The organism is Agromyces subbeticus DSM 16689, assembly GCF_000421565.1.
In the GTDB taxonomy this organism is placed as follows: domain Bacteria; phylum Actinomycetota; class Actinomycetes; order Actinomycetales; family Microbacteriaceae; genus Agromyces; species Agromyces subbeticus.
Window position 1 is genome coordinate 1 of sequence record NZ_ATXG01000019.1, and the last position, 24,187, is coordinate 24,187.

The following is a 24,187-nucleotide window of genomic DNA, read 5'->3' on the forward strand; positions in this document are numbered from 1 at the left end:
GCTCACACTGCCCGGCCCCGGGGGCTCGGTGATCATCGTCGGCGACCTGACCGGCACCGTGTGGTCGATCGCCCCGGCGCTCATCGCGGTGCTCGTGGTCGCCTGGCCCAAGCTGCCCTCCGCGCGCCCGCGCGACGCCTAGACTGAAGATCCAGCTTCTCGAAGGGACAGCGAGCCACCGTGACCTATGTCATAGCCCTTCCGTGTGTCGACGTGAAAGACCGTGCGTGCATCGACGAGTGCCCGGTCGACTGCATCTACGAGGGTGAGCGTTCGCTCTACATCCACCCCGACGAGTGCGTCGACTGCGGGGCCTGCGAGCCCGTATGCCCCGTCGAGGCGATCTACTACGAAGACGACCTTCCCGAGATGTGGGCCGACTACTACAAGGCCAACGTCGAGTTCTTCGACGACATCGGTTCGCCGGGCGGCGCCGCGAAGATCGGCGTCATCCCGAAGGATCACCCGGTGATCTCGGCGCTGCCGCCCCAGGCGCACTGAGCATGGCGCGCGGCGAGCTGCCCGACTATCCCTGGGATCTGATGGCGCCCTACCGCGAGCGCGCGGCGGCGCACCCGGGCGGAGTCATCGACCTCTCCATCGGTTCGCCCGTCGACCCGACGCCCGACCTCGTGCGCGCAGCGCTCGTGAACGCGACCGACGCGCACGCGTACCCCCAGACGACGGGCACCGGCGAGCTGCGCCAGGCGATCGTCGACTGGTTCGCCAGGCGCCGCGGCGTGACCGGGCTCACGGCGGCGAACGTGCTGCCGACCGTCGGTTCCAAAGAGCTCGTCGCCCTGCTGCCGTTCCTGCTCGGCCTGGGTGAGGGCGATGTCGTCGTGCACCCGAGGGCTGCCTACCCGAGCTACGAGATGGGGGCGGTGCTGGTCGGCGCCAGGGCGATGGCCTCCGATGACCCGAGCGAGTGGCCCGCTGCGACGAAGCTCGTGTGGCTGAACAGCCCGGGAAATCCCGATGGCCGAGTGCTGTCGATCGACGAACTGCGCGCCGCGCGCGAGCGGGCGCTCGAGCTCGGCGCCGTCATCGTCGGCGACGAGTGCTACGCCGAGCTCGGATGGGAGGGCGAGTGGGCCGAGACGCCGGTGCCGAGCCTGCTCGACCCGCGCGTGACCGACGGCAACCGTCACAACACGCTCGTCGCCTACTCCCTCTCGAAGCAATCGAACATGGCGGGTTATCGAACCGCCTTCGTGGCCGGCTGCAGTACCGTGATCGGCCGACTCACCACCGTGCGCAAGCACGCCGGGCTCATGCTCGCGCAACCGCTGCAGGCCGCGATGCTCGCCGCCCTGCGCGACGATGAGCACGTCGCCGTGCAGAAGCAGCGTTATCGCGCGCGCCGCGCCGTGCTGAAACCGGCTCTCGAGGCAGCCGGGCTCCGCATCGACCACAGCGAGGCAGGCCTCTACCTCTGGGCGAGCGAGGGGCGCGACGCCTGGGACTCGATCGGGCGGCTGGCCGACCTCGGCATCGTCGGCGGGCCCGGACACTTCTACGGCGTGCATCACCCCGAGCATGTTCGGCTCTCGCTGACGGCGAGCGACGAGCACATCGCGACCGCCGCTGAGCGGCTTCGGGCCTCCGTCACGGCGTGACATCCGCTCGCTCACCGGCAACGCGAAGCGGTGCTGGTGATCACCGCCAATGGAAGCGACGATCTCTTGGCGGATGCGACAGTGTGCCGCGAGCCCGTCTAGGCTGTATTCGGATTGCGGCCGACCACCCGGTCTCGACCGGAAAGCAGGTGACCGCGCAAGTGACGATCACAGGAGGCGCCGTGAACGACGTCGTGAAGAAAGCGGCAGGGGAGACCCCCCACGCCGAGACCCCCCAGGCTGCCACCCTCAGCTTCGGCGGCACCACCGCCGAGTTCCCCGTGCACCGTTCAGTGCAAGGCAACTCGAGCATCGACGTCTCGACGTTGACTCGCCAGACCGGGTTGACGGCGCTCGACTACGGATTCGTCAACACCGCCTCGACGCGATCGGCGATCACCTACATCGACGGCGAGCAGGGCATCCTCCGCTATCGCGGCTATCCCATCGAACAGGTCGCCGCGAACTCGACGTACCTCGAGGTCGCTTGGCTGCTCATCTACGGCGAACTGCCGACGGCCGATCAACTGGGCGAGTTCGACGAGAAGATCCGCCATCACACGCTGCTGCACGAAGACCTCAAGCGCTTCTTCTCGTCGCTGCCGCACACCGCGCACCCGATGTCGGTGCTCTCGAGCGCGGTCTCGGCCCTCTCGACCTATTACGAGGACTCGACCGACTCGAACGACCCCGAGCAGGTCGAGCTGACGATGATCCGCCTGCTCGCGAAGCTGCCGGTGATCGCGGCGTACGCGCACAAGAAATCGATCGGGCAGGCGTTCCTCTACCCCGACAACTCGCTCTCGTTCGTCGACAACTTCCTGAAGCTCAACTTCGGCAACATGGCAGAGCCGTTCGAGGTCGACCCGGTGCTCTCCACCGCCCTCGATCGCCTGCTGATCCTGCACGAAGACCACGAGCAGAACGCGTCGACGTCGACCGTGCGGCTCGTCGGCTCGACCGGCGCGAACCTCTACGCCTCGATCTCCGCCGGCATCCAGGCGCTTTCGGGCCCGCTCCACGGCGGTGCCAACGAAGCGGTGCTGCAGATGCTCGCCCGCATCCGCGACTCGGGCGAAGGCGTCGAGAAGTTCGTCGAGCGGGTCAAGAACAAAGAAGACGGCGTGAAGCTCATGGGCTTCGGGCACCGCGTCTACAAGAACTACGACCCGCGCGCGACGATCGTCAAGCAGTCGGCCGATGAGGTGCTCGCCGGACTCGGCGTCGCCGACCCGCTGCTCGACATCGCGAAGGAGCTCGAGCAGTTCGCGCTCCAAGACGACTACTTCAAAGAGCGCCGGCTCTACCCGAACGTCGACTTCTACACGGGCGTCATCTACAAGGCGATGGGCTTCCCGACGCGCATGTTCACCGTGCTCTTCGCGATCGGCCGCCTGCCCGGCTGGATGGCGCACTGGCGCGAGATGAACCTCGACCAGCAGACCAAGATCGGCCGCCCGCAGCAGTTGTACATCGGCGAAGCCGAACGGCACTACCCCACGGCCTGACGCACCGACCGAAACGCCGGTCGTCGCCCTCGGGCGGCGACCGGCGTTTCGCGTTCTCAGTCGGCGGGCGTGAGACGCAGGGTGTCGCGCGCGTTCGCCTCGATCGCCTCCGTCGTGACGGCCCACTCGCGCAACTCACCGCGCTGCCAGAGCGGGGCCTGGTCGTCGTAGTTCGGGTGGAAGGCGTGGCCCGAGGCGCCCGTGAGGTTGATCCAGAGGGAGTCGTCGCGGTCGGCCAGGTCGACGACCATTCGCATCGAGGGCACCCAGTCGACGCCGTAGCCGACGCTCGCGTCCCACCCGATCGCATTCACGACCGACGAGCCGCCGCCGAGCTCGTAGGGCCCCCGATTGAAGAGCCACTCGATCGGGCCGATGCCCGATTCACCGAAGCTCTGGTTCGTGAGGGTGAGCGTGTGCAGCCGCCCCCAGCGCCAGGAGTCGGTGTTGGAGCCCATGCGGTCTTCGGCCTCGCCCCACGCGGCGCTCAGCGCATGCTCGATCATCGCGTCGCGGCCGGCGATTTCACCGTCTGAGTTCGCCCACCACGTCGAGTCGGGCTCGTCGAGGAGTGTGCCCACGACGGTGAACCAGCGGTCGCCGCCCTGTGGCCGCGTCGCTTCTGGCAGATCGCCGAACATCTCGTCGAGCAGTGTGCGCCAGAACACCGCGAAGTAGGCCGCCGGTGCACTGTCGGCATCGGCCCGTCCATTCCATCCCGCGAGGAGTTCGGCGCCGCGTGCGGCATCGCCGTCGAGATCGAGCGACTCGATGACCGGCAGGAAGGCTGCCGCATTCGCGTCGCTCGTGTCGAGTTGGATCTGCGCGAGTGCGTCGGCCGTGAACTTCTCGCCCGAGGCCAGCTGCTCGCCGATGAGACGCTCGATCGCGGCGGCGCGATAGCCGTAGTCCCAGTCCTCGGTGAGCAGGGGGCCGTCGGGCCCGGCTGCCGCGTTGTTGGCGGTGACAAGGTAGCCCGCGGGCGGGTTCAGCACCGACGGCAGCTGGTCGAAGCCGATGGTGCCCGACCAGCCGTTGGTGCTCGTCCAGCCGGGAAGGGGCATCGTGCCGTCGCCCGACAGCCGCACGGGAATGCGGCCCGGTGCCTGATAGCCGATGTTGCCGGCGACATCCGCGTAGACGAGGTTCTGCGACGGTACGTCGAACATCGCGGCGGCGGTGCGGAACGCGTTCCAGTCGGCTGCCCGATCGAGCGCGAAGATGGCGCGCGCGGTGGTGCCCGGCGTGAGGGCGGTCCACTGCAGCGACACCTGGTAGTCGCCGTCGGGCTGCGCGGATGCCGCTGGGAACCCCGTTGCGACCGCGGTGAAGTCGGCATCGATGTCGGTCACGATCGGCCCGCGCGCCGTCGATCGCACGCTGATCGTGACGGGATCGCCGCCGGCGACCTCGATCGTCTCCTCGCGGATCGCGAGGGGCACGAGCGCGCCGTCGAGCTCGTAGGAGTCGCCCTCGATGCGCTCGAGGTACAGGTCGGCGACGTCGGGCCCGAGGTTCGTGAACCCCCAGGCGATGCTCTGGTTCTGGCCGATGACGATGCCGGGCAGGCCCGAGAACGAGTACCCGGCGACGTCGAAGCCGCACTCGGGGGTGATCTCGACGCAGTGCAGGCCCATCTGCGCCCAGATCGACGGCATGGCCGGCCCGAGGTGCGGATCGTTCGCAAGCAGGGGCAGGCCGGATTCGGTGAGCGAGCCCGATACGACCCACGAGTTCGAGCCGAGGTCGCCGCCCTCGGGGCCGAGCAGTTCGGGCACGCCGTCGATCGCGGCACGCAGGGTCGTGAGCGCCGCGGCGTACTCGGGCGAGGGCGAGGATGCGGATGCCGCAGCGACATCCGATGTCTTCGAAACCCCGTCGCTCGGGAGCGGGGCGACGGAGAGTGCGGCCTGAGCGGCGGTCGGCCGCTCACCGATGATCGTGGGCATCTGCCCCCACGCGAACTCGGGGTGGAGGCGCTCGACCTCGTCGGGCGGCAGCACCGTCGACAGCAGGGCACGGTCGATCTCGTCGCCGAGGTTCGAGCGCAGATCCCACGCCATCGCCTTCAGCCAGGCGATCGAATCGACCCCCGACCACGGTTCGGGGGAGTAGCCGGGGTTCTGCACGCCGAGCACGGCGTATTCGAGAGAGAGGTCGGCGCCGCGGTGTTCGGCGAGGTAGGCGTTCACGCCCTCGGCGTAGGCGTCGTAGTGGGCCCGCGTCTGCTCGTCGAGCATGTCGAACTCCTGCTCGGCGACGCCCCGCCAGTCGAGCGTGCGGATGAACGCGTCGGTGCCCACCTGCGACTCGCCGAAGAGTTCGGCGAGCCGGCCCGCGGTGACGTGGCGGCGGAAGTCCATCTCCCAGAAGCGGTCTTGGGCGTGCACGTAGCCCTGGGCGAAGAACAGGTCGTGGTCGGTCTCTGCGTAGAGCTGGGGGATGCCGGCGTCGTCGCGGTGAACGGTGACCTCGGCGGTGAGGCCCGCGGCTTCGATCGCGCCGTTCGTTGTGGGGAACGAGCGGTGCACGGTCCACCAGCCGAGCCCTGCCGCCACGACGGCGAGCACGAGCACGGTGGTGAGCAGGCCGATGAGGAGGCTCACTCCCCGATGCCGACGGGTTCTCGGTGCGTCGGTACCCACGCCACTCCTTCGTGATGCGCAAGACGAGGGCCGCCCCGCGGCGGCCAGGAGATCAACTGTAGTCGAGACCGCGTGCGGTCGCGCCGGCGAGTGCGAGGCGGCTCGGCTACGCGTGCAGCGCCGCGTTCAGCAGCACGCCCTCGCCCGTGCGGGAGAGGGCCTCGACCTGGCCGTTCAGCGAATTGCGCCGGAACAGCAGGTTGGGCACCCCCGAGAGCACGACCGCCTTGACCGTGCTCGGGCGCTCGCCGGCGCCGCCGAACAGCACGACCTTCGTGCCGGCGGTGACGTAGAGGCCCGCCTCGACGACGCTGTCGTCGCCGATCGAGATGCCGATGCCGGAGTTGGCGCCGAGCAGGGCCCGCTCGCCGATCGCCACGCGCTGGGTGCCGCCGCCCGAGAGGGTGCCCATGATCGAGGCGCCGCCGCCGATGTCCGAGCCGTCGCCGACGACGACGCCCTGCGAGATGCGTCCCTCGACCATCGAGGTGCCGAGCGTGCCGGCGTTGAAGTTCACGAAGCCCTCGTGCATCACGGTCGTGCCCGGTGCGAGGTGCGCGCCGAGCCGCACGCGCGACGCGTCGGCGATTCGAACCCGTTCGGGCGTGACGTAGTCGAGCAGGCGCGGGAACTTGTCGATGCCCGTGGCGTGGATTCCTGCGCGCTGCAGCGCGGGGCGCAGGCGATCGAAGTCGGCCGGATGCACCGGACCCGCGTTGGTCCAGACGACGGCGGGCAGGTGGCCGAAGACGCCGTCGAGGTTCACCGTGTTCGGCGCCACGAGCAAGTGGGAGAGCAGGTGAAGCCGCAAGTAGGCGTCGCTCGTGCTCGCGGGCGGCGCATCGAGGTCGATCGCCACGTCGACGGCGTCGATCGTGACGTTGCGGCGCTCGTCTCGGCCCGTGAGCGCCAGGTGTTCGGGCGCGATCGGGGCCGCGGCCGCATCGCCCAGCGACGGCGCGGGGAACCAGGTGTCGAGCACGGTGCCGTCGGCGGCGGTCGTGGCGAGTCCGGCGCCACGGGCGAGACGGGGCGAGCTGTGGGCGACGTCGTTCTCGGGCATGTAGTCCAGCGTATCGAGCGGGGGCAGGCTGTGACGCGGTGCGTCGCGGCATCCGGGGCGTTCGTAGACTGGGACGCATGCCTTCCGACGCGACCGCCTCGCCGCTCGATCTCTCGGCCGACTCCGTGACCATCACCCGCGCCATCTGCGACGTGCCGAGCGAGTCCGGTCATGAGCGCGTGCTCGGCGACCTCATCGAGCAGGCGCTCGCCGGGGCGGCCCATCTCGAGGTCATCCGCGACGGCGACACGATCGTCGCGAGAACGAATCTGGGCCGCGATCGTCGCGTCGCCATCGCCGGGCACATCGACACCGTGCCGATCAACCGCAACCTGCCCACCCGGTTCGAGACGATCGACGGCGTCGACTACCTCTGGGGTCGCGGCACGGTCGACATGAAGGCCGGCGTCGCCGTGCAGCTGAAGCTCGCGCTCGAACTCACGGCGCCCATCGTCGACCTCACGTGGATGTGGTACGACAACGAAGAGGTGGCGGCCGCGCTGAACGGCCTCGGCCGGCTCTCGCGCAACCGGCCCGACCTCTTCGAAGCCGATTTCGCGATTCTCGGCGAGCCCTCCAACGGCCAGGTCGAGGGCGGCTGCAACGGCACCTTGCGCGCCGAGGTGCGGGCCCGCGGCCTTCGCGCGCATTCCGCACGCAGCTGGGTCGGCGAGAACGCCATCCACAAGCTCGCACCGGCGCTCGAGAAGCTCGCGGCGTACGAGGCCGAGACCGTGCTGGTCGACGGGCTCGCCTACCGCGAGGGGCTCAACGCCGTGCGGATCGCGGGCGGCATCGCGGGCAACGTCATTCCCGACGACGCCGTGCTCGACGTGAACTACCGATTCGCGCCGAGTCGCAGCGTCGCCGAGGCATCCGCATTCGTGCTCGAGTTCTTCGAGGGATTCGAGGTCACGATCGTCGACAGCTCAGAGGGCGCGCGACCGGGCCTCGACGACCCGCTCGCTCAGCAGTTCGTGCAAGCGGTCGGCGCCGAAGCGCGCCCCAAGTACGGATGGACGGATGTCGCGCGCTTCAGCGCCCTCGGCGTGCCCGCCGTCAACTTCGGCCCGGGCGATCCACTGAAGGCCCATGCCGACGACGAGCGCGTGGCCGTCGAGCAGATCCTCTCGACGGAGCGGGCCCTGCGGGCCTGGCTGTCGGGCACCACCGGCTGACGCGGAGGCCGGCATCGTGACCGTCGCGACCGTCGAGCGGGAGCCCGACCCGTTCCGCGTGACCCGATGGTCGCCACGGGTGCGCTGGCGGCTCGCCCCCTGGTGGGCGAAGGTCGTCGTGATCTTCCTCGGCGCGCGGGCGATCACCACGGTCATGGTGCTCGGCCTCGCGAGCGTGCAGGGAGCCAACCCGTGGACCGGTGCCCGCCCCGGGTACTTCGAGTACGCGAACCTCTGGGACGCCAGGTGGTACCAGATCATCTGGCTGGGCGGCTACCCTCGAGAGCTGCCGCTCACCGAGGCCGGCCAGGTGGCCGAGAACGCGTGGGCGTTCCTCCCCGTCTACCCGATGCTCGTCGGCGTCGTGACCTGGTTCGGCGTTCCGTGGAACGCGGCATCCGTCGTCATCGCCCTGCTGGCGGGGCTCGGCGCGGCGCTCGTCACGCACCGCCTGATGTCGCGGTTCCTCGAGCCCGACCGGGCGCTCTTCGCGGTCGTGCTCTTCTCGGTGGCGCCGGTGTCGCCGATCATGCAGTTCGGCTACGCCGAGTCGCTCGGCCTGCTCTGGCTGGCGCTGGCGCTGCTGCTGCTCGTCGATCGGCGGTACGGATGGCTCGTGCCCGTGATCGCCGTCTGGGCGTTCACCCGGCCCGGCGCCCTCGCCTTCGCACTCACCCTCGGGCTGCACTGGATCTGGCGCTGGTGGTCGCGGAAGCGCGACCCGTTCCCGATGCGGGAGCGCGTCCTCGCGGCATCCGTCGCCGTGTTCGCCGGCCTCGTCGGGCTCGCGTGGCCGGGCATCGTGTGGGCGGTCACCGGGAACCTGCACGGCTACACCGCGACCGAGCTGTCGTGGCGGTCGGCCTACATCGGCTATCGGGAGCTCGTGCCGTTCACCGCATGGTTCCAGTCGGGCGACTGGTGGTTGCACCAGCCGCTCGGCACGATCGTGGTGCTCGCGCTCATCGCCGCCTTCGCCGTGACGCTGTTTCTGCCGGCGGTGCGTCGTCTCGGCGTCGACCTGCGGCTGTGGCTCGCGAGCTACGCGCTCTACCTGCTCGCGGTGTTCTTTCCGCAGTCGAGCACCTTCCGCATCCTCGTGCCGATGTTCCCGCTCGTCGGTGCGCTGGCCCAGCCGCGCGCGGCATGGTACCGCTGGGGCATGGTCGCGCTCTCCCTCCTGTTGCAGCTGGGCTGGCTGCTCATCGCATGGGGCGTCGACGGGCGCGACTGGACGCCTCCCTGATCGGAGCATGAATCGGTGCCGCGCCCGCGCCATTTCGGGCTGCAGCCGTGCCGTCGTGTGTTGTCCACAGACTCGCGGCGATTTCCCAGCACCGCCCGTGATGGCAGATAATGGAAGCTCAGCCACGAAAGGGGAGCTCAATGGCGGCCATGAAGCCACGCACCGGAGACGGGCCTATGGAGGCTGTGAAGGAAGGTCGACTCATCATCGTTCGAGTTCCGCTCGAAGGTGGGGGGCGCCTCGTCGTCTCGGTGAACGACGCTGAGGCCAAGGAGCTGTACGACGTGCTCGGTGGCGTCGTGAAGCCCGCCTGAGTCACGCATCCTCGAATCGAGCCCCGAGTCTCTCGGGGCTCGATTCGTTTGCGTCGTCGGGCTTCGAGACGGTCGCTGGCGGTCCCTCGTCAACCAGCGAGGACTAGACGCCGAGCTTGACGATCTGCAGCAGGCCGTCGCCGGCGGGAGTGATCGCCGTCGCCACTGCGCTCGAGGCCGACAGCTCGGTGATGAGCGTGCGGTAGGCGCTCGCAGACTCGTCGCGACGGGCGGGATCGGCCACGCGGCCCTTCCAGAGCGCACGCGCGACGAGCACGATGCCACCGGGCTTCGCGAGACGCAATCCGTGCTCGGCGTACTCGATCACCGAGGGCGCATCGGCGTCGATGAAGACGATGTCGTAGGAGCTCTCGTTCATGCGCGGCAGCACCTCACCGGCCCGGCCGGCGATGAGGCGCACGCGGGCGGCGGCGATGCCGGCGTCGGCGAAGTGCTGACGGGCGTGCTGCTGGTACTCGGTCTCGGTGTCGATCGAGGTGAGCAGTGCACGGCGTGCAGCCTGCAGCATCCACAGGCCGGAGACGCCGAGGCCGGTGCCGACCTCGATGATCGACTCGGCTCGCGACGCCGCAGCGAGCACTGCGAGTTGCGCGCCGACGGCCGGCGAGACCGGCTCGACACCGAGCTCGAGCGACTGCTGTCGTGCTCTGGCGATCGGCTCGGTCATCGCGACCGAGTCGTCGACGTACTTCCAGTTCAGGTCGTGATCGGACACGTGGCGGCTCCCGGATGTATCTCTCAGCCCTCTCAGCCTAGAGCGCGGGCGACGTGGCGTTTGCACGCCTCGCCGCCCACTATCCTGTAGGGGTGTTCGGTCTGACGTTCGAGAAGCTGCTCATCATCGGGGTGATCGCTGTCTTCTTGCTCGGGCCCGAACGCCTGCCGCACTACGCCGCACAATTGGGGCGCCTCGTGCGATCGCTGCGCGACATGGCCAACGGCGCGAAAGACCGCATGCGCAACGAGATGGGCTCCGACTTCGACGACGTCGACTGGTTGAAGCTCGACCCGCGTCAGTACGATCCGCGGCGCATCATCCGCGAGGCACTGACCGATGTCGATCCGTTCGCCGAAGAAGCGGCGGCGGCACCGGTGGTGGCGCGCGCGTCGGTCAACGAGAACTCGGCGTACCTGCAGCGCAAGCGCACGCGAGAGGCGCTCGGCGCCGGCGAACCCGCGCCCTTCGACTCCGAAGCGACCTGACGCGCCGGCAGTGAGCAGGCTCGGGCGACTCGACCGAGCGGATGCCGCGTGCCGGCCGCCTCAGCGCAGCCGGAGCGCCTTCATCGCCTGGGCGAGCAGCACGAGCAGTGGCGCCTGCTGCTCGTACTCGATCGCCGTGCGTGGCAACTGCAGCAGGCCGGTCGCCGACGAGATCGTGACGGGCTCGACGAAGCGCAGCAGTCCGGCCTCGCCGTTGCGTCGGCCGAGGCCCGATTGCTTGACGCCGCCCATCGGTGCGGCCACCGAGGCGAACGAGCCGCGATAGCCCTCGTTGATGTTGACGCTTCCGGCCTCGAGCGCGTCGGCCACGCGTCGCGCGCGACCAGCCGAACGGGTGAACACCGCGGCATTCAGGCCGTAGTCGCTCGCGTTCGCGGCGAGCACCGCCTCTTCGTCGCTGCCGACGAGGTAGAGCGAGGCGATCGCCCCGAACGTCTCTTCGGCGAAGACCTGCATCTCGGGGGTGACGCCGGTGAGCACGGTCGGCTCGAAGAACCACGGGCCGATGTCGGGTCGGTGCCGGCCGCCGACGAGCACCGTGGCGCCCTTCTCGACCGCGTCGTCGAGGTGCGCCTGGACGCGCGCCAGTTGGGCCGCGGTCGCGAGCGAGCCGAAGTCGGAGTCGAACTCGAGCGTCGAGCCGAGCTTGGCTCGCCGCAGTTGCTCGACGAGGGCGCGCTGGAAGGCGCCGGCCACCTTCTGGTGCACGTAGATGCGCTCGATCGAGACGCACAGCTGACCCATCGCAGAGAACGCGGCGTGACTCGCGTTCGCCGCAGCGGTGTCGGGGTCGACGTCATCGAGCACGATCAGGGCGTTCTTGCCGCCGAGCTCGAGCGAGGCGCCGACGAGGCGTCGTCCGGCCTTCTCGGCGATCACGCGGCCGGTCGCCGTCGAGCCCGTGAAGCAGATGTAGTCGGCGACGTCGGTCAGTGCCTCGCCGACCTCGGCGGCTGGCCCGGCGACGACCGCCCACAGCGCCTCGGGAACTCCGGCGTCGATGAAGGCCCGGCGCAGCGCGAGGATCGAGAGTGCGCCCTGGTCGTCGGCCTTCTGCACGACGCCGCAACCCGCGGCCAGCGCCGGCACGACGTCCATCGCGGCGAGGCTCAGCGCGTAGTTCCACGGCGTGATGACGCCCGCGACGCCCTTCGGGCGAAAGCGCACGTGGCTCGTCGCGACCGTCGGCAGCCCTGACCGCACCGGCCTGCCGCGCAGCACGCGCTGGGCGGAGACGGCGTTGTAACGGGTCACCGATACGGCCTCGAAGATCTCTTCGAACGCCTGGCCGCGCGTCTTGCCGCTCTCGAGCTGGATGAGGTCGAGCAGCAGCTCGCGCCGCTCGAGCAGCAGGTCGTGCGCGCGCAGCAGCACCCGGCGTCGCTCGGCGAAGCCGGCGCGGGCCCAGGCGAGCTGGGCGAGCCGGGCGCGGCCGACCGCGTCGAGCACATCGGCTGCGCTCGATCGAGGCAGCTCGTGCAGGGTGTCTCCGGTCGACGGGGTCGGCACGGCGATGGTCTCGGAGCCCGACGCGACGACATCGTCGGTGAGGCTCGCGAACAGTTCGGGGGAGGCGGTTGGCGCGCGCATGGGCACAGTCTAGGTCAGTTGACCCACTTCGCCACCGGCCGGGCACCCGGGGTGAGTACACTGCCTCCATGACCGCAACGGAGCGCAGCCTTTCCCGCGGTGTCGTGACCCGCTACGCCATCGGTTCCCTCGGCACCGGCGGCTTCGCCACCCTGCCCGGTCTCGTGCTCGTGTACTACCTCACCGATACGCTCGGCGTCACGGCGCTGCTCGCGGGCCTCGTGGTCACCGCGGCCAAGGTCTGGGACGTCGTGATCGACCCCTGGATCGGCGAACGCAGCGACCGCGCACTCGCCCGCACCGGCACCCGTCGCACCTGGATGATCGTCGGCGCACTCGCCCTGCCCGTCGGGTTCGTGCTGACCTTCGCGGTGCCGGCCGGACTCGCGCCCGCGGCATCCGGCGCCTGGGTGTTCATCGCCTTCCTCGCGACGGCCACCGCCTTCAGCCTGTTCCAGGTGCCCTACATCGCATTGCCCGCCGAGCTCACCGCCGACTACGACGCGCGCACCCGACTGCTCACCTGGCGCGTCGTCGTGCTGACGATCGCGATCCTGCTCTTCGGCGCCGGTGGTCCCGAAGTGCGTGCGGCGTTCAGCGACGAGCACACGGGGTACCTCGTGATGGCGATCGTCGCGGGCCTCGTGATCGGCGCGGGATTGCTCGTCGCGACGTCGACCGCGGCGAAGGGCGAGCGGTCGACCGATGCCCCGCCGCGCCGCGACATCCGTGCCGGCTACACCGAGGGCTTCGCCGCGTTGCGCCGCAGCGCCGCCTTCCGCGCCCTGCTCGCGGCGTTCGTGCTGCAGGGGCTCGCCACCGGGCTGATGCTCGCCGGAGCGCAGTTCGTGGCGACGTGGGTGCTCCGCGACGAGCGCGCTGTGACGTTCCTGTTCGTCGCCCTCATCGCACCCGCCGTGCTCTGCGCGCCCGTCTGGCAGGCGGTCGCCGCCAGAGTCGGCAAAGAGCGCGGCTTCGCCCTCGCGAGCACGCTCTTCGGTTTCGCGACCTTGAGTCTCGTCGGCATGATCTGGGCCCCCGGCGCCTGGGTCTACGTGCCGGTCGCCCTCGCGGGAGCCGGGTACGCGGGCATGCAGTCGCTGCCGATGGCGATGCTGCCCGACGTCATCTCGCACGATGCGCGAACGCACGGCATCGGGCGCGCCGGCAGCTTCGGCGGTGTCTGGACTGCAGGGGAGACGGCCGGCATGGCGCTCGGCGCCACCGTGCTCACGATCGTGCTCGCGATCACGGGCTACATCGAATCGACCGGTGCCGAGACCGTGGCCCAGTCGCCGGCGGCGATCACCGGCATCACCCTCAGCTTCAGCGTGATCCCCGCGCTGCTCGTCGCCGCGAGTCTCGTGGCGCTGCGACGGTACCCGCTTCGCCGCGACGACATCCGAGCGGATGCCGCGGCCATGACCGCAGAGACGGTGGCATGATGATCGACTTCCGGCGCGAGGCATCCGACATCCTCGCCGAACTCGAGGGGCTGCGTGCGGCCGATGCTCCGACGCACGGCGGCCGGGTGCTGTCGTACGTCTACGACTCGGGCCTGCCCGAGCTCGACGAGCTCGCGGCGCGCGCGGCGCGGCTCGTGCAACCGGTCAACGGTCTCGATCCGACCACGTTCACCTCGGTCGCCGCGATGGAGGCCGGGGTCGTCGGCTTCGCACGCCGCGTGTTCGGCGGTGCCGACGACGACGAGGTCGTGGGCTCGGTGACGTCGGGTGGAACCGAGAGTTGCCTGCTGGCCGTCAAGACGGCGCGCGACGTCTGGCGGTCGGCGAGGGCCGGCTCGCCGCGGGTGCCGCGCATCGTGGCGCCCGTCACGGTGCACGCGGCCTTCCACAAGGCAGCCGAGTACTTCGGCCTCGAGCTCGACCTGGTTCCGGTCGACCCGGCGACCGGCACGACCTCGGCTGCGGCGATCGAGGAGCGGCTCGGCGACGATGTCGCGCTCGTCGTCGTGAGCGCACCGTCGTACCCGTTCGCCACGCTCGACCCCGTCGCCGACGTCGCGGCGATCACCGGGCCGCGCGGCATCGCCCTGCACGTCGACGCCTGCATCGGCGGCTTCGCCCTCGCGTTCTGGCCCGACCCGCTGCCGGCGTGGGACCTTCGCGTGCCCGGCGTCACGAGCCTCTCGGCCGACCTGCACAAGTACGGGTACGCCCCCAAGGGCGTCTCAGTGCTGCTCACCCGGGGCCGCGACCGGCAACGGCACCAGTACTTCGCGACGACCGCCTGGCCCGGGTACCCCGTGGTGAACCCGACGCTCACCGGCTCGAAGCCCGCGGGGCCGCTCGCGGCGGCCTGGGCCATCGTCGAGGCGCTCGGCGACGGCGGCTTCGCTGCGCTCACCGAGCAGACGGCACGGGCGACCGCTGCGCTTCGCGAGAGCGTCGCGGCCATCGACGGACTTCGGGTGGTCGGTGCGCCGACGGGGCCGCTCTTCGCCGTCGCGGTCGACGAGGCGGTGCCGGTCGAGCGCCGGGTCGACCCGCATCACTGGGCGGATGCCGCGCGCGCCTCGGGCTGGCACCTGCAACTGCAGCCGGGCCTCGAACAGGCCGACGGCAGCCGCCTGCCGCACACCACGCACCTGACCGTGACGCCCGTCACCGAAGCCGTGCTGCCCGAGCTGAGCGCCGCACTCGTCGCCGCGGCCGATGCCGTGCGCGGCGAGCCCGCCGTCGACGGGTGGGCGCTCGTGTCGGAGCTCGCCCAGTCGCTTCCCGGTGGCATCGAGGCGCTCGCCGCGGCATCCGCCGGGCTCGACTCCGCCGGCGCAGCGGGGCTGCTGCGCGCCTTCGGCCTGCTGGGCGGCGACGGCGCGGCTGGCGCCCTGCCCGATCGCCTCGCGCCGGTGCTCGCCCTCGTCGGGGCACTGCCTCCGAAGCTCACCGAGCGGCTGCTCGTCGAGCTGCTCGCTCGAGTCGTCGAGCCGCGCGCTGAGCTGCCCTGACGTTCGGCCGCGGTTGCTGCCGAACGCTGATCAGGCGTCGAGGATGAAGGCGCGGTCGCCCGTGAGCGGCCGCAACCGGTCGCCGATCGGGAACGGCACGGTGTGCTCGATCGCGGGCGCGTCGATGGCGCCGAAGTCGTCGTTCTTGACCCGGATCGCCGTCGACGACACCTCGGTGAGGCGAACGCGAAGCCACCGGCCATCGTCGAGACGCAGCTCGTAGAGATCGGCGAGGTAGCCGATGCCGGTCGCCTCGAGCGTCTCTTCGGCGGTCAGCCAGTCGACCGGTTCGGTCAGCGGCCGGCCGAGCAGGTCGATGACGACGAACGCGTCGGATTCGGGGCGCATCCACCCGAGGAGCTCGCCGTCGCCACGACGATGTTCGATCCAGTCAGCAGGCGCGGTCATGCTTCGAAGGTAGCAAAGCCGATCGCCACCGCGATCGGGTCGTCGTCAGCGCCTCACTGCAGCGCGCAGCGCTCGCCGTAGTAGGCGTAGAGCTCGGACTTCAGGGTGTCGCCCGACGAGCGGTCGAGCCGGCCTTCGCGCCCGTCGCTCGTGCGGATCGCGAACGGCAGGATGGTGCCGCGCTTGTCGTCGGCGATGGCGTGCGCATCGCAGCGGGCCGGTCGCACGGGCAGCGAGATCGTGAACGGCTCGTCGCCCGCCGCGACCTCGGCGCCGAGCGGCCAGTCGACGCCGTCTTCGGCGTTCAGCAGGGTCGTGCCGTACACCCGGTCGATCGTGAACGAACCGGTGCCGGATGCCGCGGGCACGACCTCGACGTCGATGAACGCGCGTCGATCGGCGCCGCTGCCGGTCGAGCGCAGGTGTTCGGGCATCGTGAGCGTGGCGACCTGCTCGACGGAGTCGGCGAGGCACGCCTCGCCGGTCACTCTCGCGAGGGTGCCGAACGGGTCGTCAGCAGGCAGCTCGCCCGAGACCGTGCCCGAGCCGCCCGCGGTCGAGACGTCGAGCAGCACGACGGCGACGAGGTGCGTGGGGTCGTCGCCGGCGTCGCACTCGCTCGCCGTGAGCTCCATGCGGATCTGCAGGGCGTCGCCCGGCGCCACCTCGAACGGCTCGTCGCGCACCATGCCCGACGCGAGCGAGGGCGAGTCGACCTCGAGCCGTTGCACGGTCACCGTCGCCTCGCCGTCGTTCTCGAGCCGCACCACGAGTCGGCGCGCTTCGATGTCGAGCCGGCCCTGCTGGATGCTCGCCGACAGCCCCTCGGGCAAGCCCTGGGGAGGCGACGGCGTACAGGCCGCGAGACCGAGCACCGGCGCCGCCGTCACGAGCGCGAGGCAGGTCGCGAGCCGGCGGGTGAGGCGGGCGCGCGGCATCCGGTCACCGCACCGTGACGTCGAGCCGGCGACCGATCAGTGAGCGGGGGATGGCCGCGAGGCGTGCGGCGACCTGCTCGATCGCGCGCGCCGCCGGGTCGTCTGGCTCGGCGAGCACGACCGGCATGCCGTCGTCGCCGCCGCGACGCAGCGCCACGCTGAGCGGCACGCTCGCGAGCAGCGGCACCGGCTCGGGCTGGCCTGCCGAGAGACGCTCGGCGACGATCGCGCCGCCGCCCGCTCCGAAGAGGTCGAACACCTCGCCACCGGCCTGCGTGATCCCGGCCATGTTCTCGACGACGCCGACGATCTTCTGTCCGGTCTGGCGCGCCACGGCACCCGAACGCTCGGCGACGTCGGCGGCCGCGGGCTGCGGGGTCGTGACGACGACGACCTCGGCGTTGGGCAGCAACTGGCCGAGCGAGATCGCGACGTCGCCGGTGCCGGGCGGCAGGTCGAGCAGCAGCACGTCGAGGTCGCCGAAGTACACGTCGGTGAGGAACTGCGAGAGCGTGCGATGCAGCATCGGCCCGCGCCAGGCGACGGCGACGGATGACGCGCGCCCGCCCGCTTCGGACGGCTCGACGAACATGCCGATCGAGATGACCTTCACGCCGTGCGCCACGGGTGGCAGGATCATCTCGTCGACGCGCGTGGGGCGCGCAGCGAGACCGTCGGCGTCGACGAGGCCGAGCAGGCCCGGGATCGAGAAGCCGTGCACGTCGGCGTCGACGAGACCGACGGCGAGACCCCTCGCGGCGAGCGCAACGGCGAGGTTCGCCGTGATGGTCGACTTGCCGACACCGCCCTTGCCGCTCGTGACCGCGATCACGCGTGTGAGGGTGCCGGGGCCGAACGGGTTGCCCCGAGCCGCCTTGCCGCCCCGGAGCCGCTCGGTGAGCGCCGAACGCTGCTCGGGCGTCATGACCGAGAGCACGACCACGGCGTTGCCGTCGCCGACGACCGTCTCGGCCGCCTGCCGCACGTCGCGTTCGATGCGGTCGGAGGCGGGGCATCCGACGATCGTCAGACGGATGCCGACCTCGACCCGACCGTCGTCGCCGACGGTCACGTGATCGACCATGTCGAGTTCGGTGACGGGCTTTCGGATCTCGGGGTCGATCACGCCGGTCAGTGCGGCGCGCACCGCGGCCTCGAGCGTGGCGGCGTCAGCGGGCGGCATGCTCGGACTCCTCGTCGTCGCGGCGGTCGAGCTCGTCGAGGATCGCACGCAGCTCGGAGCGGATGAACTCCTTCGACGCGAGATCCCTCATCGCGAGCCGGAGCGCGACGACCTCGCGGGCGAGGTACTCCGTGTCGGCGAGGTTGCGCTCGGCGCGCTGCCGGTCCTGCTCGATCTGCACGCGGTCGCGGTCGTCTTGACGGTTCTGCGCGAGCAGGATGAGCGGTGCCGCGTACGAGGCCTGCAGCGAGAGCACGAGCGTGAGGGCGGTGAAGCCGATCGCTATGGAGTCGAACCGCAGGTCTTCGGGTGCGACGGTGTTCCACACCATCCAGCCGATCGCGAACACCGACAACGCGAGCAGGAAGCCCGGCGTGCCCATGCCACGCGCGACCCACTCGGTGAAGCGACCGAAGCGGTCGCTGTCGCCGGAGCCGCGGAAGGACGGAGAACGGCGAATGCCCTTCGGGGTGTCGAACCGGCGGTCGTCTGCGTCAGCGCGTGCCATCTCCTGCCCTCCTTCCGTGTGGGATGGGGATGCTCCCCGTCGTCAGCTGGGCCCGCGCCGCAGCGCGACGCCCCACCTCGGTGTCTTCGGGATGACTTCGCCAGTCATCTGGCAGGAGGTAATCGAGCACGTCGTCAATCGTCACCACCCCGACGAGACGATGCTTCTCATCGACGACCGGCACCGACACGAGGTCGTAGCTCGCGAGGATGCGGCTGACCTCGGCGGCGGAGGTGTCGGCCCGCACCGGCTCCAGCCCCTGATCGATGAGGGTGCCGAGCCGCTCGTGCGGGGGATACCGCAGCATGCGCTGGAAGTGCACGAGACCGAGGAATCGGCCGGTGGGCGGCTCGTACGGCGGCAGCGTGACGCACACGGCTGCGCCGAGCGCGGGCGGCAGGTCGTGGCGGCGGATGAGTGCAAGGCCCTCGGCGACGGTGGCATCGGCCGAGACGATGATCGGCTCGGTCGTCATGAGCCCGCCGGCCGTGTCGGGCCCGTAGGAGAGCAGGAAGCGAACGTCTTCGGCCTCTTCGGGCTCCATGAGCTCGAGCAGGTGCTCGCCGCGCTCTTCGGGCAGTTGGGCGATGAGGTCGGCCGCGTCGTCGGGCTGCATGTGGTCGAGCACATCGGCGGCGCGATCGTCGCCGAGACCTGCGAGGATGACCACCTGGTCGGACTCTGGCATCTCTTCGAGCACGTCGGCGAGGCGGTCGTCGGAGAGTTCTTCGGCCACCTCTTGGCGGCGCTGCGGGGGCAGGTCGAGCAGGGTGCTCGCGAGGTCGGCGGGCTTCAGGTCGGAGTAGGTCGCGATGAGGTGCTCGGCCGATTGCGCCTCGCCGCTCGGATTCGTCTCACGCACCTCGCGCCACGTGACGTAGGCGGATTGCCCCTTCGAGAACGGCGAGGCGCCCTTGGGCCGGCGCACGAACAGCTGGTCGACCTGCCACTCGCCGGGCTCCTGCTCCTCGATCGCGACGTCTTCGATCGTGGCGCCGCCCGAGCCGTCGGTGAAGGCGACCTTGCGACCGAGCATCTCGGCGATCACGCGAACCTCGCCGCCGCGCTGCTCGAAGCGGCGCAGGTTGATGAGGCCCGTCGTGATGATCTGGCCGCCACCGATCGACGTGACGCGGCCGATCGAGACGAAGACGCGGCGTTTGCCGGGGATCTCGACGATCAGGCCGACGACGCGGGGCGGGTCGTTCTTGCGGTACACGACGAGCACGTCGCGCACCTTGCCGACCCGGTCGCCGTTGGGGTCGAAGACGGCGCACCCGGCGAGTCGGGCGACGAAGACTCTCGTGGCGCTCACGGGTACCAACTTAGTCCCGGATGCCGCATGCCACCGGCTTCCCGGCCGCAACCGTCTCCCGTTCCACGGCGGCGCGCTGCGCCGTCATGGGAGAATGACGGGGTGAGCACTCAATCGCCGTTCGGCGGCCGCATGGGCCGAGCCTTCCCGACCCTGCCCAAGGGGGAGACGGTCGCGAGCTTCGAGACCTACGCCGAGGCGCAGGCCGGCGTCGACCGGCTGGCCAAGGCCGAATTCCCGGTGCGCGAGCTGGCGATCGTCGGCACCGACCTGACGAGCGTCGAGCGCATCACGGGCAAGCTCACCTGGAGCCGTGCGGCCGGGGCGGGCGCGCTTTCGGGGGCGTGGTTCGGCACGTTCCTCGGCCTGCTCTTCTTCATCTTCGCGCCCACCGGCGCCTCGATCGGCATTCTCATCTCGGCCGTGCTCATCGGCGCGGGCTTCGGCATGATCTTCAGCGTCGTGTCGTACTCGCTGAACCGCCGCCGTCGCGACTTCACCTCGACCATGCAGGTGCTCGCGAGCCGGTACGCGATCATCGCAGAGACCGCGCACGTCGAGCGGGCCCGCAGCGTGCTCGGCGTCGACGCGCCCACGGCCGAGCGATCGGCCGCGTCGCCGTCGGCGGCGCCGGGCTCGCCGCCGATGAGTTATGGCGAGGCGACGGATGCCGCGCGCCGGGCCGAGGCCGAGGCGGTGCGTGCCGGCCAGGCGCCCGTTCGCCCGCGCTACGGCGAGATGGCGCCGACCGCTGAGCCTGCCGCCGAATCACCGACGTCTCAGGCCGACGGCTCCGGCGACGATGCAGACGTCAACGCCGACACCGACGAGTCGAAGCCGCCCGCCTCCGAGCGCTGAGCTGTCGCGGCGGTGACGTCGGCGCGACCGCTCGCCGCGAGGCTGCTCACCAGTCGACGGGCTTCTCGGGCGTGTAGACCCAGGCGGTGAAGAACGCATCGAGCTGTTCGCCCGAGACCTCTTCGGCGAGGTCGGCGAAGTCCGTCGTGCTCGCCGTTGCGCCACCGAAGCGAGCGACCCAGGCTTGCGCGAGCTCGAAGAACGCGTCGTCGCCGATCTTCACCCGCAGGGCGTGCAGGGTGGCGGCGCCGCGGTCGTAGACCGGGCCGGCGAAGAGACCGAGCGGTTGCGGGTCGGCGACGACGAAGTCCCACTCGGGGTCGTCTGCCGGCGTCGACATGAAGTCGTCGAACGATTCGTTCGCCGTCGCCCGGCCGCGGTGCTCGTTCCACATCCACGTCGAGTACGTGGCCCAGCCCTCGTTGAGCCAGATGTCGGCCCAGCGTTCGGGACTCACGTGATCGCCCATCCACTGATGTGCGAGTTCGTGCGCCACCGTGCCCTCGCGGGCGTTGCGGGAGAAGAACGAGCGGGTCTGGGTCTCGAGCGCGTAGCCGACGGAGTCGTCGTCGACGATCGCCCCGTACGACACGAAGGGATACGGGCCGTACAGGCCCTCGAAGAACACGAGCATCTCGCTCGTGAGCGCGAGGTCGGCCGTCGGCGCGCCGAGACGGGTCGGATCGACGGCATCGAAGATCGGCGTGCCGTTCGCGGCGACGTACTCATCGATCTCGTAGTCGCCGACGCTCGCCGTTGACAGGTAGGCGGCCATCGGATCGGGCGCGTTCCACGACCACGTGGTCGTGCCCGCGGTGGTCTGCGTGTCGGTGAGCACACCGTTCGCGACCGCCACGAGCCCCTCGGGCACCGTGATCTCGAAGGTGTACGTGGCCTTGTCGGTCGGGTGGTCGTTGACGGGGTACCAGGTGGCAGAGCCATCGGGCTCGCTCACGACCATGGCACCGTCGCGGGTCGTGACCCAGCCGTAGAGGGCGTCTTCGATGTCGGTCGGCCGAGTCGTCGTTCCGCCGTAGCTCACGACGACGCGTGCCTCGGCGCCCGTCTTCAGCTTGGGGCGCGGGGTCACGACGAGTTCGTTCGCCGACTGCTCGAACGCCGAGCGCTTGCCGTTCACCGTGACGGCCGTGGCAGTGAGTCCCCGCAGATCGAGGTTGAAGCGGTCGAGGTCCTGCGTCGCGACGAGGTCGATGGTCGCGACGGCTTCGAGGTGGCCCTCGAGCGGTGCCGGCGCGGGCGCGGGCGGCGCGTAGTCGAGCGCGAGGTCGTAGTGCTGCACGTCGGTGCCGCCGTTGCCGGCGAGCGGGAAGTACGGGTCACCGGCACCGTCGGCGCCGGCTGAGTAGCGCGGCGCGCCAGGGTCGCCGGGTGCTGCGACGGCCAGTGACGGCACCGAGATCACCGCGAGCGCGACGCCCGCCGATGCGAGAGCGAGAAAGACAGGGCGGCGTGACATGGATCCTCCAGCTGCAGCGGTGCGATCGACGATGAGCATCAATGTACTGCCGGGCGTTCGTGGCGCGCCAGAGGCCGAGCGTTCCATTCAGGGCGAGGAGGCAGCTCATTCCCAGACTCGCGATATATCGTGACCTGCATGGTGACGCAGACACAGCTCGATCGCGAGATCGCCGACGGTGAACGCGCCGATCGCCCGATCAGGCGATTGCTCCGGGGCATCCGTCGCCGCATCGAACGCCGGCCGGGCCTGCGCCGCGCCTATCGCATCGCCGTCGGCGTGCTCGGCGGCATGATCGCGCTGCTCGGGCTGCTGCTCGTGCCGCTGCCGGGGCCGGGCTGGCTCGTCGTCTTCCTCGGCCTCGCGATCCTCGGCACCGAGTTCGCTTGGGCCAAGCGCCTCGCCGCGTTCACGAAGCGTCAGCTCGCCCGATTCTGGGCGTGGTGGCAGGCGCGCCGGGCGGCTCGCTCGACGGCCTGACATTCTGGGCGTGGTGGCAGGCGCGCCGGGCGGCTCGCTCGACGGCCTGACCTTCGCTACGAGGCGGCGCCGCGCACCCAGGCCTCGACCTCGTCGGCCGTGCGCGGGATGGCGGCCGAGAGGTTCTCGGCGCCGTCAGCCGTGACGAGGATGTCGTCTTCGATGCGCACGCCGATGCCGCGGAACTCGACAGGCACCGTGAGGTCGTCGGGCTGGAAGTAGAGCCCCGGCTCGATGGTGAAGACCATGCCCGGCTCGAGCACGCCGTCCATGTACATGTCGCGCCGCGCTTGCGCGCAATCGTGCACGTCGAGTCCGAGATGGTGACTCGTGCCGTGCACCATGTAGCGACGGTGGAACTGGTTGTCGGGCTCGAGCGACTCTTCGGCCGAGACCGGCAGGAATCCCCACTCGGCGGTCTTGCGCGCGATGACCTGCATCGCCGCGGCGTGCACCTCGCGGAACACGATGCCGGGCTTGACGATCGCGTATGCGGCGTCGGCGGCTTCGCGAACCGCCTCGTAGACCTGCCGCTGCACGTCGGAGAATACGCCGTTCACGGGGAAGGTGCGAGTGATGTCGGCCGTGTAGTAGCTGTCCATCTCGACGCCGGCATCGAGCAGCACGAGGTCGCCCGGAACGACCGGTCCATCGTTGCGGGTCCAGTGCAGGATCGTGGCGTGCGGGCCGGCAGCGGCGATCGAGTCGTAGCCGACGGCGTTGCCGTCGAGCCGGGCACGGGTTGCGAAGACGCCCTCGATGACACGCTCGCCGCGCACCTCCGCCGTGATGCGCGGCAGTTCGGCGAGCACCTCGGTGAAGCCGCGCTGCGTGGCGACGACCGCTGCTCGCATCTCGGCGATCTCGAACGCGTCTTTCACGAGCCGCAGTTCGGAGAGCACGCGCGCGAGCTCGGCGTCGGGCTCGTGCGAGCCGCCGACCTCGAGCGAGAATGGCGCGTCTGAGGCGTTCGTCGACAGTGCCTGCTCGGCGGCGTACCGGATGCGCGCGTGATCGATGCGTTCGGTGACGGATGCGTCGGCCTCGCGCAGCACGAGCGTGGCGGTGTCGACGGCATCGACGACTCGGTCGAACTCCTCGAGGCCACGGGTCGCGACGGCGAGATCGGCCGCGACGTGTGCGAGCGAGGGGCGTGCTCCGATCCAGAACTCGCCGATCGCCGGGTTGGCGTAGAACTCCTCGGAGTCGCGGCCGGCGCGCTCGCGGAAGTACACGGTGGCCTCGTGACCGTCGGTGGTCGGCTCGAAGACGAGCACGGCTCCGGGCTCGGAATCGGAGCCCCAGCCCGTGAGGTGGGCGAACGCCGAGTGCGCTCGGAACGGGTAGTCGGTGTCGTTCGCCCGCTGCTTCATGTCGCCGGCCGGCACGATGAGGCGCTGGCCGGTGAACGCTGCCGAGACCGCTGCGCGGCGTGTCGCGGCGAAGGAAGCCTGCTCGCGGGCCGGCGGCAGCGTCTCGTCGCGCTCTGCCCAACCGCTGCCGATGAAGTTCTTGAAGCCCTCTGAGCCGGGCGTCGTCGACCGGTTCGCATCTCGGCCGGTTTCGTCGCTCTCGGTGGTGGCGGGGGTCGCCGTCTCAGTGGTGGAGGTGTCGCTGGTGTTCGCCATGCCGACCATTCTC

22 protein-coding genes are annotated in these 24,187 nt (G+C 70.5%); 11 read left to right on the top strand and 11 right to left on the bottom strand.

The window, feature by feature from the left end; translation table 11 throughout:
- The first annotated feature begins 180 nt into the window (after window positions 1-180).
- The 3 genes from fdxA to H521_RS0118405 all read left to right on the top strand — a co-directional run bounded on the left by fdxA (window position 181) and on the right by H521_RS0118405 (window position 3,127).
- Window positions 181-501, top strand: a complete 321-nt coding sequence (gene fdxA, locus H521_RS0118395; RefSeq protein WP_022894482.1) for a ferredoxin — start codon at window positions 181-183, stop codon at window positions 499-501.
- Between the two features lie 2 nt (window positions 502-503).
- The gene (dapC, locus tag H521_RS0118400; protein WP_022894483.1) at window positions 504-1,619 is read left to right on the top strand and encodes a succinyldiaminopimelate transaminase; all 1,116 of its coding nucleotides are present in this window, start codon (window positions 504-506) and stop codon (window positions 1,617-1,619) included.
- Between the two features lie 182 nt (window positions 1,620-1,801).
- Window positions 1,802-3,127, top strand: a complete 1,326-nt coding sequence (locus tag H521_RS0118405; protein ID WP_245561020.1) for a citrate synthase — start codon at window positions 1,802-1,804, stop codon at window positions 3,125-3,127.
- Window positions 3,128-3,183: 56 nt separating this feature from the next.
- Here the strand turns inward: H521_RS0118405 and H521_RS0118410 are convergent, their stop codons facing one another.
- Both H521_RS0118410 and dapD read right to left on the bottom strand, forming a co-directional pair.
- Window positions 3,184-5,733 (bottom strand): penicillin acylase family protein, encoded by a 2,550-nt coding sequence (locus H521_RS0118410; RefSeq protein ID WP_022894485.1) that lies wholly within the window; start codon window positions 5,731-5,733, stop codon window positions 3,184-3,186.
- A gap of 145 nt (window positions 5,734-5,878) precedes the next feature.
- Entirely contained in the window at window positions 5,879-6,835 is a 957-nt protein-coding gene (dapD, locus tag H521_RS0118415) for a 2,3,4,5-tetrahydropyridine-2,6-dicarboxylate N-succinyltransferase (RefSeq protein WP_022894486.1), read from the bottom strand.
- Between the two features lie 77 nt (window positions 6,836-6,912).
- Here dapD and dapE point away from each other — a divergent pair, with 77 nt between their 5' ends.
- From dapE to H521_RS25610, 3 genes are all read left to right on the top strand, one after another.
- Window positions 6,913-8,013, top strand: a complete 1,101-nt coding sequence (gene dapE / locus H521_RS0118420) for a succinyl-diaminopimelate desuccinylase (RefSeq protein ID WP_022894487.1) — start codon at window positions 6,913-6,915, stop codon at window positions 8,011-8,013.
- Window positions 8,014-8,029: 16 nt separating this feature from the next.
- On the top strand, window positions 8,030-9,259 hold the full coding sequence (locus H521_RS24275) for a hypothetical protein (RefSeq protein ID WP_022894488.1): 1,230 nt from the start codon (window positions 8,030-8,032) through the stop codon (window positions 9,257-9,259).
- Between the two features lie 140 nt (window positions 9,260-9,399).
- The gene (locus tag H521_RS25610; protein ID WP_022894489.1) at window positions 9,400-9,573 is read left to right on the top strand and encodes a DUF3117 domain-containing protein; all 174 of its coding nucleotides are present in this window, start codon (window positions 9,400-9,402) and stop codon (window positions 9,571-9,573) included.
- A gap of 103 nt (window positions 9,574-9,676) precedes the next feature.
- Here the strand turns inward: H521_RS25610 and H521_RS0118435 are convergent, their stop codons facing one another.
- Entirely contained in the window at window positions 9,677-10,309 is a 633-nt protein-coding gene (locus tag H521_RS0118435; protein ID WP_022894490.1) for an O-methyltransferase, read from the bottom strand.
- Window positions 10,310-10,401: 92 nt separating this feature from the next.
- Between H521_RS0118435 and H521_RS0118440 the strand changes: the two genes are divergently transcribed.
- On the top strand, window positions 10,402-10,797 hold the full coding sequence (locus H521_RS0118440; RefSeq protein ID WP_022894491.1) for a sec-independent translocase: 396 nt from the start codon (window positions 10,402-10,404) through the stop codon (window positions 10,795-10,797).
- A gap of 60 nt (window positions 10,798-10,857) precedes the next feature.
- Here the strand turns inward: H521_RS0118440 and H521_RS0118445 are convergent, their stop codons facing one another.
- Entirely contained in the window at window positions 10,858-12,408 is a 1,551-nt protein-coding gene (locus tag H521_RS0118445; protein ID WP_022894492.1) for a succinic semialdehyde dehydrogenase, read from the bottom strand.
- Window positions 12,409-12,476: 68 nt separating this feature from the next.
- Between H521_RS0118445 and H521_RS24280 the strand changes: the two genes are divergently transcribed.
- Together H521_RS24280 and H521_RS0118455 are read left to right on the top strand one after the other, a co-directional pair.
- Window positions 12,477-13,853, top strand: a complete 1,377-nt coding sequence (locus tag H521_RS24280; protein ID WP_040425004.1) for an MFS transporter — start codon at window positions 12,477-12,479, stop codon at window positions 13,851-13,853.
- A complete protein-coding gene (locus tag H521_RS0118455; RefSeq protein ID WP_022894494.1) occupies window positions 13,850-15,379 on the top strand; it encodes a pyridoxal phosphate-dependent decarboxylase family protein in 1,530 nt (509 codons plus the stop codon). Before H521_RS24280 ends, H521_RS0118455 begins: the two co-directional genes overlap by 4 nt.
- A gap of 30 nt (window positions 15,380-15,409) precedes the next feature.
- On the opposite strand, the gene H521_RS0118460 is transcribed toward H521_RS0118455, so the two are convergent.
- The 5 genes from H521_RS0118460 to H521_RS0118480 are packed head-to-tail and all read right to left on the bottom strand — an operon-like array spanning window position 15,410 to window position 19,731.
- Window positions 15,410-15,787 carry a hypothetical protein gene (locus H521_RS0118460; protein WP_022894495.1) on the bottom strand — a complete coding sequence of 126 codons (378 nt, stop codon included), beginning with the start codon at window positions 15,785-15,787 and terminating at the stop codon, window positions 15,410-15,412.
- Window positions 15,788-15,840: 53 nt separating this feature from the next.
- On the bottom strand, window positions 15,841-16,725 hold the full coding sequence (locus H521_RS25210) for a hypothetical protein (protein WP_022894496.1): 885 nt from the start codon (window positions 16,723-16,725) through the stop codon (window positions 15,841-15,843).
- Between the two features lie 4 nt (window positions 16,726-16,729).
- Entirely contained in the window at window positions 16,730-17,908 is a 1,179-nt protein-coding gene (locus tag H521_RS0118470) for an Mrp/NBP35 family ATP-binding protein (RefSeq protein WP_022894497.1), read from the bottom strand.
- A complete protein-coding gene (locus H521_RS0118475) occupies window positions 17,895-18,416 on the bottom strand; it encodes a DUF1003 domain-containing protein (protein WP_022894498.1) in 522 nt (173 codons plus the stop codon). Before H521_RS0118475 ends, H521_RS0118470 begins: the two co-directional genes overlap by 14 nt.
- Window positions 18,403-19,731, bottom strand: a complete 1,329-nt coding sequence (locus H521_RS0118480) for a magnesium transporter MgtE N-terminal domain-containing protein (protein WP_022894499.1) — start codon at window positions 19,729-19,731, stop codon at window positions 18,403-18,405. Before H521_RS0118480 ends, H521_RS0118475 begins: the two co-directional genes overlap by 14 nt.
- A gap of 102 nt (window positions 19,732-19,833) precedes the next feature.
- On the opposite strand from H521_RS0118480, the gene H521_RS26330 reads away from it, so the two are divergent.
- Complete coding sequence (locus tag H521_RS26330; RefSeq protein ID WP_211215520.1) at window positions 19,834-20,589, top strand: YflT domain-containing protein; 756 nt, start codon at window positions 19,834-19,836, stop codon at window positions 20,587-20,589.
- 46 nt (window positions 20,590-20,635) lie between these two features.
- Here the strand turns inward: H521_RS26330 and H521_RS0118490 are convergent, their stop codons facing one another.
- Complete coding sequence (locus H521_RS0118490; protein ID WP_026482470.1) at window positions 20,636-22,066, bottom strand: M1 family metallopeptidase; 1,431 nt, start codon at window positions 22,064-22,066, stop codon at window positions 20,636-20,638.
- A gap of 138 nt (window positions 22,067-22,204) precedes the next feature.
- Between H521_RS0118490 and H521_RS24295 the strand changes: the two genes are divergently transcribed.
- The gene (locus tag H521_RS24295; protein WP_022894502.1) at window positions 22,205-22,546 is read left to right on the top strand and encodes a TIGR02611 family protein; all 342 of its coding nucleotides are present in this window, start codon (window positions 22,205-22,207) and stop codon (window positions 22,544-22,546) included.
- A 56-nt stretch (window positions 22,547-22,602) separates the two neighbouring features.
- On the opposite strand, the gene H521_RS24300 is transcribed toward H521_RS24295, so the two are convergent.
- Entirely contained in the window at window positions 22,603-24,174 is a 1,572-nt protein-coding gene (locus tag H521_RS24300) for an aminopeptidase P family protein (protein WP_040425019.1), read from the bottom strand.
- Window positions 24,175-24,187 lie beyond the last annotated feature (13 nt).